The organism is Allobosea sp. AK1, from assembly GCF_006714945.1.
Classification (GTDB): domain Bacteria; phylum Pseudomonadota; class Alphaproteobacteria; order Rhizobiales; family Beijerinckiaceae; genus Allobosea; species Allobosea robiniae.
This window is the reverse complement of sequence record NZ_VFMG01000001.1, coordinates 128,268-143,614: the sequence shown is the minus strand read 5'-3', so window position 1 is coordinate 143,614 and position 15,347 is coordinate 128,268. Positions and strand designations below refer to the sequence as shown.

Below are 15,347 nucleotides of genomic sequence, written 5' to 3'. Positions count from 1 at the left end.
CAGAGGGCGAGGCTGGCGAGCGCTGCGAGAAACGGACGGTGCATGGCGACCTTCGATCGGTTGAGGCCGCCATCTCGACATCGCAGCTTAAGCCAGCCTTAAGGCTGGGCTGCCTGATCGCCGGGATCGATGATGCGAGGGAGGATACCGACACATGCGCATTCTCGTGGTCGAGGACGATCCGGTTCTGGCCGATGGGCTCAAGGTGGGGCTCGGCCTCGCCGGCATGACGGTGGACTGCGTCGGGACATGCGCCGATGCGCGCGCCGCATTGTCCACCTCTGTCTTCGATACGGTCGTGCTCGACCTGATGCTGCCGGATGGCTCCGGCCTCGATCTGCTGCGCGAGATGCGCGGATCGGGCAACCAGACCCCCGTTCTGCTGCTCACGGCGATGGACGAGACATCCGACCGCATCCGCGGCCTCGACACCGGGGCGGACGATTATCTCGGCAAGCCATTCGACCTCGACGAGCTCGGTGCCCGCGTCCGAGCCATCGCCCGGCGTGGCTCGGGGCGGGCGTCGCCTTGCCTTGCCGCCGCAGGCATCATGCTGGACCCGTCGAATCTGTCGGTCGCCCTGCACGGCGTGCCTCTCTCACTGTCCCGGCGCGAGTTTTCGGTGCTGGCGGCCTTGCTGGAGCGGCCCGGCACGGTGCGCTCCAAGGCCGAGATCGAGGATCGGCTCTATGGTTGGCAGGAGGAGATCGAGAGCAATGCGGTCGAAGTCCATATCCACCACCTGCGGGCCAAGATCGGCCGTGACGTGATCGAGACGGTTCGCGGCCTCGGCTACCGGATCAGGGTGACGTCATGACCTCCTTGCGCGGGCGCCTCTTCGCGATCCTGCTGAGCGCGACCGGGGTGATCTGGCTGTCGGCCGTCCTGTGGATCTACGCTGGGACGCGCGGGGAGCTGGAGCACGTCCTCGATACCCGTCTGCAGGAGGCGGCGCGGATGGTGAATTCGCTCGTTGCCAGCGCCGACATGACATCCCCCGCTGCCGTCCTTCCGAGCCTGCCCGCAGAAGGGGCGGGCTATGAGCGCCAGCTTTCGTGCCAGATCTGGTCGCTGGACGGCCGCCTGATGGCTCGGTCGAGCGGTGCGCCCGATAGCCGCCTGACGGAAGCGGCGGCGGGCTTTTCCGACCGCGTCGTCGATGGCGAGACCTGGCGCATCTACACCATCGCCAATGCCGCCACGGGCGCGCGGGTCATGGTCGGAGACCGGCTCGGCCTGCGCGACCGCCTCGTCTCCGATCTGATCAAAGGGCTGCTGGCGCCAGCCCTTTTGATCGCACCGCTGCTCGCCCTGCTGATCTGGATCAGCCTAGGGCGAGGCCTGCGGCCGCTGCGGACGATGGCCCGCGACGTCGGCGGGCGTGACGCCGACGATATGAGCCCGATCGATCCCGTTCGCGCACCAGCGGAGGTCAAGCCGCTGACGCAGGCACTGAACGGTCTGTTCGCCAAGGTCGAGGCGGCCCGGCGGCACGAACGGGAGGTCACGGCCTTCGCGGCGCATGAGCTGCGGACGCCGCTTGCAGGGCTCAAGATGCAGGCCCAGATCGCGATGAGCGCCGCCGCCCCGGAGGTCAGACAGGGGGCGCTGCAGCAGATCGTGCTCTCCGTCGACAGGACCACGCGCCTCGTGCGCCAGCTGCTGGCTCTCGCGAAGCTCGACGCGAATGCCGAGCCGCAGGCTCGCGAGCCCGTCATCATCGGTGACGTCTTCGACGAGATCACGGCCACGGCCCCCGCTCCCGAAGCGGGCATTTCGGTCACGATCGAACCCGCGCTCAGGGAGCTGACCGTGGTCGTCAGCCGCGAACTGCTGACGCTCGCCCTTCGCAACCTCCACGACAACGCTGTGCGGCACATGCCCTCAGGCGGCATGGTGACCTGGCGCAAGGCTGCGGCCGGGAACGGGATCGTGGTCGAAGACGAGGGTATGGGCATTCCAGAGGATGAAATCCCCCTCGTCACGCAGCGCTTCTTCCGCGGCCGCAACAAGAGCGCGATCGGAACCGGACTTGGGTTGGCGATCGCCGATGCTGCCGTGCGGCGCATGGGCGGACAACTCCGTCTCACCAACCGCGGCGACCATGGCGGCCTGGAAGCAACGCTCCAGATGGCACCCGATTCCCGCAGTTGACTTGCTGCGTAGCCAATGTTCGCTGCTTGATCCGGCCGCATTGGACCTGTCGAGCGGTTCAGTCGTAGAAAGTAGAGAAGACGAACAAGATGATCCCGTTTTTGCCTGAGGCAGACGTAGTGACACACTCCGCGCAGCCGGCCTCGGCTAAACGATCGAACGCCTTTCTGACTTCCGCCCAACGCCTACCACGCGGCTGAGGCGGAGGCTGACGCGGTCGCGACCGATCTATTGGCGCGCCGCGACGCCTCCATGCTTGCCATTTTTGGAACTGGCCACCAGGCCCGCTACGAAGTCGCGGCGCTCGCCCGTATCCGGATGGATCTAACCGGCGAGGTGTTGGGTAGGATGCTGATGCCGATATCACCGTGTTCGATAGCTCCGGGTTGGCCATTCAAGACCTACTCGTCGCACGGGCGACCAGCCCGCTCCCGAAATCTAACGTCCACTCGGCGACGGCAGAGGATACCCCTTGCAGGACGGTCGTCCTCAGATTCGGCGCCTATCCCTCGCGAACGTCAGCTTCTGGGTAAGCTCCCAATGTCCGCAACTGACGCATCTCACCCGGAAGAGCGACCTGCGTTTGTGGCCCTAAGCGGACTCTGAAGGTGTCTGCTTTCGGGCTGTCTCATTAGCGAAGCTAATGTGCATGCGACGAGCCCTTGCTGCCTTTGTCGGCGGGCCGACAGCGAAGAGGAAGGCCGAGTAAAAAGTTTGCCTTATTTCGAAGGACGACGCTGGCGGGGTTCAGCTCGACACATTGCTTCCACACTGCAGATCATAATCGCGCATGCGTAATCGAGGATGGTCCTCAGAAGGTTCGTTCGAAGAAAAGCTGCGCCGAACTTTGCCGGCCCGAGAGGCTCGCCGCGCGTGCATTCCCGGCGATGTCGAGCTTCTGCCAAGCGATGGAACCTTCGAGGCCGATGCGCAGTCCATCGACCGGCGCCCAGACCAGATTTGCCGCGACCCGGTCGATCTGAATCAGGCCGGCCAACCTGGAAGGGGTCGGAATCGAAAGCCGATACCGGCTGACATAGGTGTTGGTCGACCATTCATCCGTCCATTCACGCCCGATAGCGACTACGCCGGACCAGCCGCGCGTTGTCAGGTCTCCGGTCAGGGCCGAAAAGGCCGTGCGCTGGTCAAGCCTGGAACCGATATAGGGGGCCGCGTCCACGGCCCCGGCGATCTGGGCGGTCAGCGTCAACGGCCGTTCCAGCAGCGTCTTCTCCCAGGTCGCGCCGAGGATCGCAGCCCGGCCGACGCGGCCGGAACCACCGCCCGGCACGTCACGCGCCGCGATGGCTCCGTGCAACGTCAAACCGCCCTGCTCGTAGAGCAAACGCGCGACACCGTCGGGCACGCGATTGCCCCGGTTTGGCAGCACCGTGCGCCGGTCGGCGGAGGTGTCTTCGACCGACAGCGACAGGCTAAGCTGTTCGGTCAGCTGTCGCTCGTAGCCGATCAGCGCAACGGTGCGGCTCGGAATCCGACCGATGAAGGCGAAGTCGTCGCCGGTCCAGAAATCAAAGCGCGAGCCCGCCAACCCGAAGGCGAACGCGCCGAACGTAACGCTGGCCTCGCTCATCGTGAGCTCGCTGCCACCGTCGCTGGACGTGTCGATCGAGAACTCGAAGGCGCTCGCCAGATAGTGTCCATCGGAAAGCGTTTGCCCGGTTTCGATGCGGAAGGAGGCGCTCAGCGGGAAACTGATGGCCCCCTGCGGTACCAGACCGGTCGCCCGGGCCAGCGCGTTCGCCTTGTAGCTGTCGCGCTGGAGCCCCGCATTCACCGTGCCGGAGACGGCTACGCAGGCGCCTAACCCCGGCGATACGAAGCCGCGGGGGCTTTCGTCATCCTCATCATCGTCTTCGTCATCGCTTGCCGCAGCAGGCTTCGAGGCGGCAGGAAATGAAAAAACCGGACTCGGTTCAGGAGGGGTGATCGTGCAGCTGCGCAGGAACAGGGGAGGCTTGCTGGCCGCGAGCGCATGTGGGCTTACGAATACGGGAATACAGATAGCGGCAAGCGCCATTGCCGCATGCATTCTGGTCGCGATCGACAGAGCGCCGCGCCGAACCGGCGGAACGCGCTTCTCGTCAGGCAGCATGCGTTTAGGAACGAACATCGACTTCTCGTTTGATCGTCGCGTTTGAGCGCCACGAATGCCGCGAAATCCCCAACCTGCTTCGAGACCCCTCATCCAATGATCTCGCTTCTTGTGAGCAAGGGAGCTGCGTAATGCCGACGGTTCCGCCATCAGGCGTACCAACGCTCCGGCTTTGCAAGTCGGCGCTTACGCGGCGCGTTAGCGGCTTGGTGGAGCGCGCATGTTTCCGGCGGCCCCGCGAAATTTCTGGCTGGGTCTGCAAATTCGAGCGTCTTCGTCCGGTAGCTGTCGAGCATCCGCATTCTGGAGTGTAACAGTTACGGCCGCCAAACTGCTTCCGACTCTGCGGAGTTCGTTCGAAGATATTGCCTGCCGCGACATGCGGGCAAGGTCGATCGGGCCGACACTTCAGTGGATGAAAGCATGAAACGAGGTACGAAACCTGTCGCCTTGGCGCTTCTCGCGGTCGCCGCCACGGCCATCGGGCAGCCGAGCCTGGCGGTCGAGCGTCTGCAAGGCGCGTGGGCAACGAGTGCGGCGAGCTGCGACCAGGTCTTCGCCAAACGCAACGGGCAACTCGTCTTCAAGCACTCAGCCGAAGGTTGGTCGGGATTTATTGCGACCGGCAAGCATATTCGCGGTGCGAACGCCACCTGCGATGTGATCTCCTCGAAGCAGAAGGGGGACGTGTTGACCGTTCTGCTCGGCTGCAAGACTGCAGTTATCTTCGAGACGTCGAGCGTGTCCGTCCGCTTCAAGCCCGACGGCGATGTCTTGCGCTTCGACCCGGAGTTTCCGGAGGTCGAGACCAGCTACCACAGGTGCGACAAGTAACAGCGGCCCGCCAGCACAGAACCTGGCTCTGCTTTTTCTCGTTGATGAGACGGATCGGGACAGAAGGAGATGGATGATGTCGTTCTTGAGTGCGAACGCGGCCCGCTCCCTTCGGGCAGCGTCGATCGTCGGCCTTGTATCGAAGGCCATGGCCGTGACGCTGTTGCCGATCTCGCTCGTTTCGTTTGACGCACAGGCATTCACGCCGATCGGATCGAGACTGGGGAATGTCGCGCCCGAGTTCGTCGAGCCGACCCAATACCGCCGGGGTTTTGCTGAACGGGGCGTGGCCGTCGGGCCGAGAGGCGGCGTAGTCGCCCGGCGCGGCTATGTCGCTCGCGGGCCGCGCGGTGCTGTGGCCGGCAGGGGTTATGTCGCGCGCGGGCCACGAGGGAATGTCGTTGCGGGTCGTGGGGCCGTTGTCCGCCCCGGCTATCGGCCTGCGCCCGTCCCGGTCCGTCCCTGGGTCCGCCCAGCCGGCTATTGGTGGCATCCGGGCCTGGCGGTCGTGTCGGGGGCGGCAATCGGCTTCGCAACGGCCGCGGCAGCCCGAGCCTATGTCAGTTCGCAACCGCCGGCACCCGGCTATTGCTGGTTCTACACAAATCCGCAGCGAACGCAGGGCTTCTGGGACGTCTGCCCACCCTGAGAAGACTGGCCATTGCGAGAGAAACCAGACCGGCCTGCAATAGGCCGATTCAAGACGGAGGTATTCATGCCGAGGCATATCAGCCTGATCGTCGCGCTTTCGATCGCTGCGGGCGTCGCAGCTTGCGCCCCGTATCCCGAGATCGCCAGCGAAACCGTCATCGTCGCCGGCGTCGGCCCGGTCGAGATCGAACGCCTGAATGTCCGGGTGGTGTCGATCGACCGGACCGATCGCTCGGTCGTCGTCGAGCAGCAGGGCAACACCTGGCGCGTCGACGTCCCGCCGGCGTTCGGCAATCTCGAACGGCTTCGCGAGGGCGACAGGGTCGAGATCCGACGGATCGAGGGCGCGCTCTTGGATATCGGACGCAGCAGGCGCGGGGCCAGGCCGGGGATCGTCTACACGGAAGCGGCCGGCGAACCGCAATTCCAGAACCTGCCGGACAGGTTCGTCGTGCGGACGATCACGCTGACCGCGCGGTTTGAAAGGTTCGACGCGGCCACGAGCGTCGTGAGCTATGTCGGCCCGTTCGGCGCGCGTTCGCTCAAGGTCGCCGATCCCACGCTCAAGGCCGATCTGCTGCGTCTGCGGAGGGGCGACATGGTCGATCTGACCCTCGCCGAGGCATTCTACATCATCCTGAACTAGACGTTCGTCCCCAGCGCCTCGACGGTGGCTTTCCTCTCGTTTTGGTTCGAGGGGGAAGCCGGCGCCGTGGATTACCACGCTGGGCGAGGCTGACGATGCCGGCGGGGTGAGGCCGCAGCCTGCGTTGCCCGGGGCGTTTTCAGCCGGAACGCTATTGCGGACGTGTGTACTGATTTATCAGCGCTTGACGACCGTCGGAGACGGAGCAGCGGGGGCTGGAACATGTCCCAATGGGAAGGCGAAGGCGAGACTGATCAGGGCGATCGTTCCCTGGGGCCGATTCTCAACGCTGACCTCGCGTAGCACCTTGAGATGTGCGGCGACCGGAGTGCCCGCGACGCTGAAATTATAGCCGATCGAGCCGCCGACTGCGGTGACACGGCCCTTGTAGGAGCCGAGCGAGGTCCCGCCGCCGCCATCGCCGCTGACCTGCTGGTAATGCGAGGCGATCACGCCGATCGAGAATTCCTTGCTGAGATACTGCGTGATCGCGAGGTCGGCATGCACGGCATTGCCGCTGCGGTAGTCGGTGTCTTTATTCTTGCCGTTGATCTCGAAACCCACGGCAGCGGAGATGTCGAGGCCGATTTTGGGGTCGAGCCAGGTCCCTGCCGCGAAAACGTCGCCGATCCAGCGATTGAACGCCAGATTGGAGAGCTCGCCCTCCTGGTAGGCGCCGGCCGGAATGCTCAGCGAGCCGCCGACCTGCCAGTGGAAATTGCCGGCATGCCAGCCGATAAAGCTGGAGACGATGGGATCGCCGAGATTGAAGGTGGCATCGCGGCTGCTGAGCCCGAAGGAGCGGCCAAGACGGGGCGCCGCAATCACGGCACCAGCGCTGATTCGCGGCGTGCCGAATGGGATGGAGACGGCAAAAGCGAGGTTGCCGCCGAATATCTGGAAAGGAGTGACCCAGGTCGGGGTCATGAAATTGGCCCGCGCCTCGACTTTAACATTGGCTAGTACGGCGCCGCCGAACTGCGTCTGGGTTCCTGCCGAAAGCCGTCCAGAATAAGAATAGAAGTCATTCTCGAAATAGAAGCCGGGTGGCGGCAGCATGCCGGCTCCGGGGCCGTGCAATCCCGGGAGAAACAGGCTTGCGCCGCCTTCCGTCGCTGCAAGTTGGCTATGGGTCAGGCTGCCACACAAGGCGACCGTGGCCCCAAGAAGCGCGGTCCTGAATCGCTTCATGATCTGCGCCCTCCCGTCGCGAGAACGGACGGTCCGATGATTCAGCGCGTAGCGTCAAGTTGAGGAGGTAAATAATCGGACTGAGCGTAACAGCCGGCATTGCAACTGTATCGACTGCATCCGGGGCAGGATTACGGGCGTATAGGCTCTGGATGCGTTCAGCGCTTCGACGGATGTCTCATATGGAACAGGCGCAAAAACGCGGGCTTGCCCGCCTGATGCTCCGCTGGCCGGATCGGCGCGCCGCGCTGCGTGAGAAATACGGCCAAGACATCCGCCTGGCGGAACTGTGCGAAGCCTACGAGGCCGCCTGGGAGGCAGCGGCCTATTGGGCAAAATCACCTTCGGTGGTTGGCCGGGAACGCGCGGAGGAATACAACGCGCTCGCTTCCGCGACAGAACAAGATATTCTGGAGAGGATTTCCTAACGGTGTCGCTCTTGGCCATGCCGTGGCGAGGGTCTGTGCTTGCCAAGCTCGCTATAGTTGCGTCACTGTTACAACGATTGTTGAGAGATAGTTTTTCGATCCAGGCTTTGGAGGCGGAGCAATGGACGGAAAGGTGTTGACCGAGGGTGAGGAGCCCTCGCCTGGAGAAGTACTTTCGGCTCTCGAAGCATTGGTAGCCAGCGGTTCGTTCAGAATCTCGGAAAGAAATAGGCGCTTCCTGAGCTTCGTCGTGAATCAGACGATCGGTGGGCGTTCCGACCGGATCAAAGCCTACTCGATCGGCGTCGACGTCTTCGGTCGGGATGACAGCTTCGACCCGACCGTCGATCCCATCGTTCGCATCGAGGCGACGCGCCTGCGTTCGGCGCTGAACGCCTATTATGATGGTGCGGGAAGCGGCGATCGCATCAGGATCACGATACCGCGCGGCAGTTATGTGCCGACATTCGGCTGGGCAGCCGGATTGGCCGGACGGGAGGGGCGCGATTGCCTCCTTGAAGGCATGGTCGCCGAGATTGCGGACGGGTCGCTAGCGGCGGTGGTGATCCATGATCACTCGGATCAGGCGGACCCCGAAGTTGCTTTGCGTGGTGAGCTTTTCACCGATGCCCTGCTTCCCCTGTTGCGAAAGGCCCGCTTCAAGACGCTCGTCGTTCCATCGGTAGAGCGCAGCGCGGCGACCGGCTCGATCAACGCACTTTTCGCTCATCCCGGCGAGACCTATTCCCTCGACATCGCCGTGCGTCCGCTGGCCGAGCGGCGCCGCTATTCCTGGCGTTTCAGCGATCTGCGCAACGGCGAGGTGCTGGCTTCCGACTTCCGGGATTTTGTCGCGAAGGCGACGCCCTGCTTCGAGCTGATCGACGATCTTGCTGAGACCGCGGCGCAATCCATCTCGGCCGTGATCGCCTCCCATTGAGCTCGGGAAGGGCGCTGTCGATACAGTTACGGCCTTAAGCGCGCGATACCTCCATGCGACTTTCCGGCGTCGCGCACCCAGGCTTGCGCTCTCGCAGAGACGCAATCCCCGGCGACGGATCCGCAACCGGGAGTGTTTCATGGGACGCCATAAATTCCTTGCCGCGGTCGGCCTTGTGGTCGGATTGGGCCTGTCGGCGCTGCCGGCGCAAGCGCAACCCGCTCCAAGCCCGCCAAGTTCGGCCAGGCCGAACATCCTCGTCATCTTCGGCGACGATATCGGCCAATCCAACATCAGCGCCTATTCGCACGGCCTGGTCGGCTACAAGACGCCGAATATCGACCGCATCGCCAAGGAAGGCATGATGTTCACCGATTACTATGCGGAGAACAGCTGCACGGCCGGGCGCTCGACCTTCATCACGGGGCAGGTCTGCCTGCGCACGGGCCTCTGCAAGGTCGGCATCCCCGGAGCGACAGTCGGCCTGCAGGATCGCGACGTGACGATTGCGGAGGCCTTGAAGCCGCTCGGCTATGCCACCGGGCAGTTCGGCAAGAACCATCTCGGCGACCGCGACGAATACCTGCCGACGCGGCATGGCTTCGACGAGTTCTTCGGCAATCTCTACCACCTCAATGCCGAAGAGGAGCCGGAAGGCCCCTACTATCCCAAGAACGACACGAATTTCGTCAAGTCGGGCTCGCCGCGCGGCGTGCTCAAATCCTCCGCCGACGGCAAGATCGAGGATACCGGCCCGCTCACCCGCAAGCGCATGGAAACGGTCGACGACGAGACCACGGCCGGGGCGATCGACTTCATGCAGCGTCAGGTGAAAGCCAACAAGCCGTTCTTCACCTGGATGAACACCACGCGCATGCATGTGTTCACCCATATCCGCGAAGCCAACAAGGGCATCAGCGGCATGCCCGGGAACGACTACGCCGACGGCATGGTCGAACACGATCGCGATGTCGGCAAGCTGCTGAAGGCGCTCGACGATCTCGGGATCGCCAACAACACCATCGTCGTCTACGCCACCGATAACGGCCCTAACCAGTGGTCCTGGCCGGATGCCGCGACGACGCAGTTCCGCTCCGAGAAGGACACGAACTGGGAAGGTGCCTTCCGTGTGCCGGCGTTGATCCGCTGGCCCGGCAAGATCAAGGCGGGCGAAATCTCGAACGAGATGGTCTCCGGCCTGGACTGGTTCCCGACCCTTGTCGCTGCCGCGGGCGACGGCGAGATCAAGGACAAGCTGCAGAAGGGCACGAGCCTCGGCAGCAAGCAGGCCAAGGTCCATCTCGACGGCTACAACCAGCTGCCCTACCTCACCGGTCAGCAGCCGAAATCGGCCCGCAACGAGTTCTTCTACTTCAACGACGACGGCAATCTCGTCGCCTATCGTTACGACAACTGGAAGGTCGTGTTCTGCGAACAGCGCAAGCCCGGCGGTTTCGAGGTCTGGGCCAATCCCTTCACCTGCCTGCGCGCCCCGAAGGTCTTCAATCTGCGCATGGATCCGATGGAACGGGCCGACGTCGTCTCCGACCAGTATTACGACTGGCTCGCCCGGAACGCCTATCTGATCCAGTACGGCGTCTACAAGGTCGCTCCCTTCCTGGGCACCTTCAAGGACTACCCGCCGAGCCAGCGGCCGGCGAGCTTCAGCGTCGACCAGATGGTGGACGCCCTGATGAAGAACCTCGATCAGGCCGCCGCCCGGACCTCGAAATAGGGGTGAGTTCTCGCCACGGGCCGTTCGATCGAGCGGCCCGTAGGCTTTCGACGCAAGAGCGTCAGGCGAGGGAGGAGACTTCGATGCGGGCCATTCATTCTGGTGCGTTGCTTGGCGTCGTCGCGCTTTTGATCGGCATGCCGGCCCTGGCTCAGGGACCCGCCTTACAGGCTTCGCCCGGCTGGAGCCGCGCCTTGCCGCCCGGCCCCGATACGCGTGTGAAGATCACCGAGGAATATGCGCGTCTCGTCGGTCGCGACGCCTATTTCTGGACCTGGCCGATGGTCAATATCTTCAACCGTCGCCTGCATTTCGCCCAGGTAAAGGAGACCGCTCGCTCCGGTCCGTTGATGCAGGCTCCGCTTAATCGACTCGCCATGCTGACGGACTATGTCGAACCGGAGGAGCGCTCCATCGCCTGCCCGAACCAGGATGTCGTCTACGGGATCGGCTCGCTCGCGCTCGACATCTCCCCGGTCGTCATCCAGGTACCCGATTTCGGGGATCGCTTCTGGGTCTATCAGACCGTCGATCTGCGCACCGACAGCTTCGTCCAGCTCGGCAAGATGTACGGCACGATGCCGGGCTTCTATCTGCTGGTAGGGCCGAACTGGAACGGGGATGTCCCGCCCGGGATCACCAAGGTGTTTCGATCCCCGAGCAATACCGGGCTGATGGCCCCCCGAATCTTCCAGGACGACACGCCCGAGGACAAGCGGGCGATCCAGTCCGTCTTGCCGGGCATCATGATGTACCCGCTCGCCGAGTTCGACGGGACGGTGAAGACGATGAACTGGACGAACCTGCCGGTCGTGCCGCCTCCGCCTCCGAGCGAAACAGAGACCCGCTGGGTGTTTCCGGAGAAATTCGTCGACGAATTGGCCCTCGTCCTGGCCGACGCACCGCCGCTTCCGGGAGAGGAAGCTCGCTATGCGCAGGTGCTCGCCGTGCTCACCGCAGCGAAGACCGATCCCAAGCTGAAGCGGGCGATGACCGAAGGTGCCGCCGAGGCCGATGAGAGGTTGGTGACGCCGCTCTTCCAGTTTCGCAATTACGGCCAGCAGCTCCCGCATAACTGGTCGACGATTTCGAACGAGTCCGCTTTCGGCACCGATTATTTTACCCGAACGGCAGTGGCGAAGTCGAACATCATGGTGAACTCGCCGAACGAGACCAAGTATTTCTACCAGGACCTCGACAATGCGGGTGGCCGCCTCAATGCCGCGAGCCGCTATACCGTCACCTTCCCGAAGGGGGGCACTCCGCCGGTGAACGGGTTCTGGTCCCTGTCGATCTACAACGAGCACCACTTCTTCGTCGCCAACCCGATCAACCGCTTCTCGGTCGGCACGAAGAACAAGGACCTGAAGCTCAACACTGACGGATCGTTGACCATCTACGTTCAGTCCGAAGCTCCCAGCGATCCCGCACAGCGCGCCAACTGGCTCCCGGCCCCGAAAGGCGACTTCTCGCTTTACGTCCGCGCCTACTGGCCGAAGGCGGAGGTGATGCAGGGAGCGTGGACCCCGCCCCCGGTGCTGAAAGCGAACTGAGGAGGGCGCGATGGCCATGCTGCGCCGAACCGTCCTTGCTCTGCTTGCCGCCGGTCTATCGAGCTTGGGCGCGCCGGCCTTCGCCCAGACCGAGCCCCTCCCGTCCTGGAACGACGGCAAGGCCAAGCAGGCCATTCTCGATTTCGTCGGGAAGGTCACGCAGGAGGGCGGCCCGGACTTCGTACCGCCCGAAAGGCGGATCGCCACCTTCGACAATGACGGCACGCTCTGGGCCGAGCAGCCGGTCTATTTCCAGCTTCAGTTCGCGCTCGACGAAATCAGGCGGCTGGCCGCCGAGAAGCCCGAGCTCAAGGGCAAGGAGCCTTACCGCTCGGTCCTCGCCCGTGACCTCAAGGCACTTTCCGCCGACCATGGCAAAGGCCTGCTGCAGGCCATGATGACGACCCATACCGGGATGACGACCGACGCTTTCGCTAACATCGTCGGCAATTGGCTGGACACGGCTCGGCATCCGACGAAGCAGCGGCGCTATGACGAGATGGTCTACCAGCCGCAAGTCGAATTGCTGCGCTTTCTTCGCAGCCAAGGCTTCAAGACCTTCATCGTCTCGGGCGGCGGAGTCGAGTTCATGCGGGTCTTCGCCGAGAAGACCTATGGCATCCCGCCGGAGCAGGTCGTGGGCTCATCGGGCGTCGTCACCTATCGTCTCGATGCCAGCGGCAGGCCGGACCTGTTCAAGCAGGCGAAGGCCGAGTTCATCGATGATGGTCCGGGCAAGCCGGTCGGCATCAACCGCTTCATCGGGCGCCGCCCGATCCTTGCCTTCGGCAATTCCGACGGCGACCTGCAGATGCTCCAGTATACCGCCGCAGGCAACGGTCCCAGATTGGCGCTGATCGTCCATCACACCGACGCCGAGCGCGAATGGGCCTATGATCGCAACTCGCCGATCGGCAAGCTCGACAAGGCGCTGGACGAGGGCCGGGCCAAGGGCTGGACCATCGTCGACATGAAAGCCGACTGGAAGACGGTCTTCCCCGGCAAGCCGTGACCATGGCAGCATAGGGACGATCGAGGGAGCGCGAACCATAATGAACGCCGCGATCGCAGAGGCGCGTTTGCTTACGGACGGCATGGTCCGCATTCAAGGCGGGACCTTCCGCATGGGCTCCGACCGGCACTATGCCGAGGAGGCGCCGAGCCATCGCGCCAACGTCGACGGCTTCTGGATCGACGCGACGCCGGTGACCAACAGCCAGTTCCGCAGCTTCGTCGAAGCGACCGGCCATGTCACCTTCGCCGAGCTCGCCCCCGATCCCAGGGATTATCCGGGCGCCCTGCCTCACATGCTGCGGGCGGGGTCGCTGATGTTCGACCCGCCGAGGCATCCGGTCGCCCTGCACGACTGGGCGCAGTGGTGGACGTTCAGGTTCGGTGCGACCTGGCGCAAGCCCTATGGCGCCGGCTCCTCGATCAAGGGCCTGGACGATCATCCCGTCGTCCACGTCGCCTATCGCGATGCCGAGGCCTATGCCGCGTGGGCGGGCAAGGCGCTGCCGACCGAAGCCGAATGGGAATTCGCGGCCTGGGGCGGGCGCGAGGACAGCGAGTTCGCCTGGGGCGACGAGTTCATGCCGGATGGCCGCCACATGGCCAATACCTGGCAGGGCAGCTTCCCGCACGAGAATACCAGGGAGGACGGCTGGGCGCGCACCTCGCCGGTCCGGGCCTTTCCGCCCAACGGCTACGGGCTCCACGACATGATCGGCAATGTCTGGGAATGGACCGCCGATTTCTGGTCCGTGCGCCATCAGGCCGATGCGCCGAAAGCCTGCTGCGTGCCGCAGAATCCGCGTGGCGGCCCGGAAGCCGAAAGCTACGATCCGCGTCAGCCGGCGATCCGCATTGCCCGCAAGGTGCTGAAGGGCGGTTCGCACCTCTGCGCCCCGAGCTATTGCCGGCGCTATCGCCCAGCGGCGCGCCATGCCGAACCGGTCGACACCTCGACCAGCCATGTCGGCTTCCGCTGCGTGCTGCGCGAGCGCGGCTGACGACCTCCCGGTGCGACCGTAACCGTAACAGGGCTGACTTCGCCGGGCCTGCCGCCCAAATCTCCGGATCGACGCAGATGTCGGCGTTTTCGGGAATGGGACGATGGATGGAGCCGGACCGAGCGCACGCGATGCCGTCCGGGAACTCCAGAACCGGATCAACCAGGACATCATCGGCCAGGAAAAGGTGGTCGAGCGCATCGTCATCGCGCTGCTCGCCGACGGCAACGTCCTGCTGGAAGGCTTGCCGGGCCTCGCCAAGACCCGGGCGATCAAGAGCCTGTCGAAGAATCTCGAATCCGATTTCAGCCGCATCCAGTTCACGCCGGACCTGCTGCCCTCCGACGTGACCGGCGGCGAGATCCTGCGTCCCGACGGCCAGTTCGAGTTCCGCAAGGGCCCCGTCTTCGGCAATCTCATCCTCGCCGACGAGATCAACCGCGCCCCGCCCAAGGTCCAGTCGGCCCTGCTCGAGGCGATGGAGGAGCGGCACGTCACCGTCGCCGGCAAGCGCTATGATCTGCCGCTGCTCTTCATGGTCCTGGCGACCCAGAACCCGATCGAGCAGGAGGGCACCTATCCGCTGCCGGAAGCGCAGATGGACCGCTTCCTGATGCATATCCGGATCGATTACCCATCCGACGCCAACGAAGTGAAGGTGATGCGGCTGGTCCGCTCCGAGAACGCGGCCGCCTCCGGCAGTCCGGCGCCATCTCCTGCGAAGATCCCGCAGGAGGCCGTTCTGCGGGCCAGGGCGGAAATCGACCGGGTCGCGACGAAGGACGTCGTCGAGACCTACATGGTCGCGCTCATCGCCGCGACGCGGCGGCCGGCCGAATTCGGCGAGCATCTCAAAAGCTGGATCGCGGTCGGCGCGAGCCCGCGCGGCTCGCTCGCGCTCGACCGCTGCTCGCGAACCCATGCCTGGCTGCAGGGACGCGATTACGTCACGCCCGAGGACGTCCAGTCGGTCGTGCATGATTGCCTCAGGCATCGCGTCTCGCTCGCCTATGAGGCCGGTGCCGACGGCGTGAATGCGGATGCGGTGCTGGACGAGGTGGTGAAGCAGGTCGCCGTCGCGATCTAGGAG

The 15,347-nt window shown here is 64.2% G+C and carries 13 protein-coding genes; 11 read left to right on the top strand and 2 right to left on the bottom strand.

Annotated features, from left to right (window positions below; genetic code table 11):
* The first annotated feature begins 154 nt into the window (after positions 1–154).
* Positions 155–817, top strand: coding sequence for a response regulator (locus tag FHT98_RS00740; protein ID WP_061969064.1), 663 nt, complete (start codon positions 155–157; stop codon positions 815–817).
* The gene (locus FHT98_RS00735) at positions 814–2,154 is read left to right on the top strand and encodes an ATP-binding protein (RefSeq protein ID WP_142111793.1); all 1,341 of its coding nucleotides are present in this window, start codon (positions 814–816) and stop codon (positions 2,152–2,154) included. Before FHT98_RS00740 ends, FHT98_RS00735 begins: the two co-directional genes overlap by 4 nt.
* 811 nt (positions 2,155–2,965) lie before the next feature.
* On the opposite strand, the gene FHT98_RS00725 is transcribed toward FHT98_RS00735, so the two are convergent.
* Positions 2,966–4,285, bottom strand: a complete 1,320-nt coding sequence (locus FHT98_RS00725) for a porin (protein WP_142111791.1) — start codon at positions 4,283–4,285, stop codon at positions 2,966–2,968.
* Positions 4,286–4,690: 405 nt separating this feature from the next.
* On the opposite strand from FHT98_RS00725, the gene FHT98_RS00720 reads away from it, so the two are divergent.
* Positions 4,691–5,101, top strand: coding sequence for a hypothetical protein (locus FHT98_RS00720; RefSeq protein WP_139163611.1), 411 nt, complete (start codon positions 4,691–4,693; stop codon positions 5,099–5,101).
* Between the two features lie 715 nt (positions 5,102–5,816).
* The gene (locus FHT98_RS00715; RefSeq protein ID WP_142111789.1) at positions 5,817–6,398 is read left to right on the top strand and encodes a hypothetical protein; all 582 of its coding nucleotides are present in this window, start codon (positions 5,817–5,819) and stop codon (positions 6,396–6,398) included.
* Positions 6,399–6,575: 177 nt separating this feature from the next.
* Here the strand turns inward: FHT98_RS00715 and FHT98_RS00710 are convergent, their stop codons facing one another.
* A complete protein-coding gene (locus FHT98_RS00710; RefSeq protein WP_142111787.1) occupies positions 6,576–7,589 on the bottom strand; it encodes a SphA family protein in 1,014 nt (337 codons plus the stop codon).
* A gap of 182 nt (positions 7,590–7,771) precedes the next feature.
* On the opposite strand from FHT98_RS00710, the gene FHT98_RS00705 reads away from it, so the two are divergent.
* The 7 genes from FHT98_RS00705 (at position 7,772) to FHT98_RS00675 (ending at position 15,344) form a co-directional block, all read left to right on the top strand.
* Positions 7,772–8,017 (top strand): hypothetical protein, encoded by a 246-nt coding sequence (locus FHT98_RS00705; protein WP_091860940.1) that lies wholly within the window; start codon positions 7,772–7,774, stop codon positions 8,015–8,017.
* 121 nt (positions 8,018–8,138) lie between these two features.
* A complete protein-coding gene (locus FHT98_RS00700) occupies positions 8,139–8,957 on the top strand; it encodes a hypothetical protein (protein WP_142111785.1) in 819 nt (272 codons plus the stop codon).
* 139 nt (positions 8,958–9,096) lie between these two features.
* Positions 9,097–10,692: an arylsulfatase gene (locus tag FHT98_RS00695; RefSeq protein ID WP_091860937.1), complete on the top strand. Its 1,596-nt coding sequence runs from the start codon at positions 9,097–9,099 to the stop codon at positions 10,690–10,692.
* Positions 10,693–10,775: 83 nt separating this feature from the next.
* Complete coding sequence (locus tag FHT98_RS00690) at positions 10,776–12,245, top strand: DUF1254 domain-containing protein (protein ID WP_142111783.1); 1,470 nt, start codon at positions 10,776–10,778, stop codon at positions 12,243–12,245.
* A gap of 10 nt (positions 12,246–12,255) precedes the next feature.
* On the top strand, positions 12,256–13,257 hold the full coding sequence (locus FHT98_RS00685; RefSeq protein ID WP_465246899.1) for an HAD family hydrolase: 1,002 nt from the start codon (positions 12,256–12,258) through the stop codon (positions 13,255–13,257).
* Positions 13,258–13,297: 40 nt separating this feature from the next.
* Entirely contained in the window at positions 13,298–14,257 is a 960-nt protein-coding gene (locus tag FHT98_RS00680) for a formylglycine-generating enzyme family protein (RefSeq protein WP_091860928.1), read from the top strand.
* Between the two features lie 103 nt (positions 14,258–14,360).
* On the top strand, positions 14,361–15,344 hold the full coding sequence (locus FHT98_RS00675; protein WP_113584273.1) for an AAA family ATPase: 984 nt from the start codon (positions 14,361–14,363) through the stop codon (positions 15,342–15,344).
* The last annotated feature ends 3 nt before the right edge of the window (positions 15,345–15,347 follow it).

Coding starts and splice junctions, on each gene's coding strand:
- FHT98_RS00740 (WP_061969064.1), top strand. CDS start 155: ATGCGCATTCTCGTGGTCGAGGACGATCCGGTTCTGGCCGATGGGCTC.
- FHT98_RS00735 (WP_142111793.1), top strand. CDS start 814: ATGACCTCCTTGCGCGGGCGCCTCTTCGCGATCCTGCTGAGCGCGACC.
- FHT98_RS00725 (WP_142111791.1), bottom strand. CDS start 4,285: ATGTTCGTTCCTAAACGCATGCTGCCTGACGAGAAGCGCGTTCCGCCG.
- FHT98_RS00720 (WP_139163611.1), top strand. CDS start 4,691: ATGAAACGAGGTACGAAACCTGTCGCCTTGGCGCTTCTCGCGGTCGCC.
- FHT98_RS00715 (WP_142111789.1), top strand. CDS start 5,817: ATGCCGAGGCATATCAGCCTGATCGTCGCGCTTTCGATCGCTGCGGGC.
- FHT98_RS00710 (WP_142111787.1), bottom strand. CDS start 7,589: ATGAAGCGATTCAGGACCGCGCTTCTTGGGGCCACGGTCGCCTTGTGT.
- FHT98_RS00705 (WP_091860940.1), top strand. CDS start 7,772: ATGGAACAGGCGCAAAAACGCGGGCTTGCCCGCCTGATGCTCCGCTGG.
- FHT98_RS00700 (WP_142111785.1), top strand. CDS start 8,139: ATGGACGGAAAGGTGTTGACCGAGGGTGAGGAGCCCTCGCCTGGAGAA.
- FHT98_RS00695 (WP_091860937.1), top strand. CDS start 9,097: ATGGGACGCCATAAATTCCTTGCCGCGGTCGGCCTTGTGGTCGGATTG.
- FHT98_RS00690 (WP_142111783.1), top strand. CDS start 10,776: ATGCGGGCCATTCATTCTGGTGCGTTGCTTGGCGTCGTCGCGCTTTTG.
- FHT98_RS00685 (WP_465246899.1), top strand. CDS start 12,256: ATGGCCATGCTGCGCCGAACCGTCCTTGCTCTGCTTGCCGCCGGTCTA.
- FHT98_RS00680 (WP_091860928.1), top strand. CDS start 13,298: ATGAACGCCGCGATCGCAGAGGCGCGTTTGCTTACGGACGGCATGGTC.
- FHT98_RS00675 (WP_113584273.1), top strand. CDS start 14,361: ATGGATGGAGCCGGACCGAGCGCACGCGATGCCGTCCGGGAACTCCAG.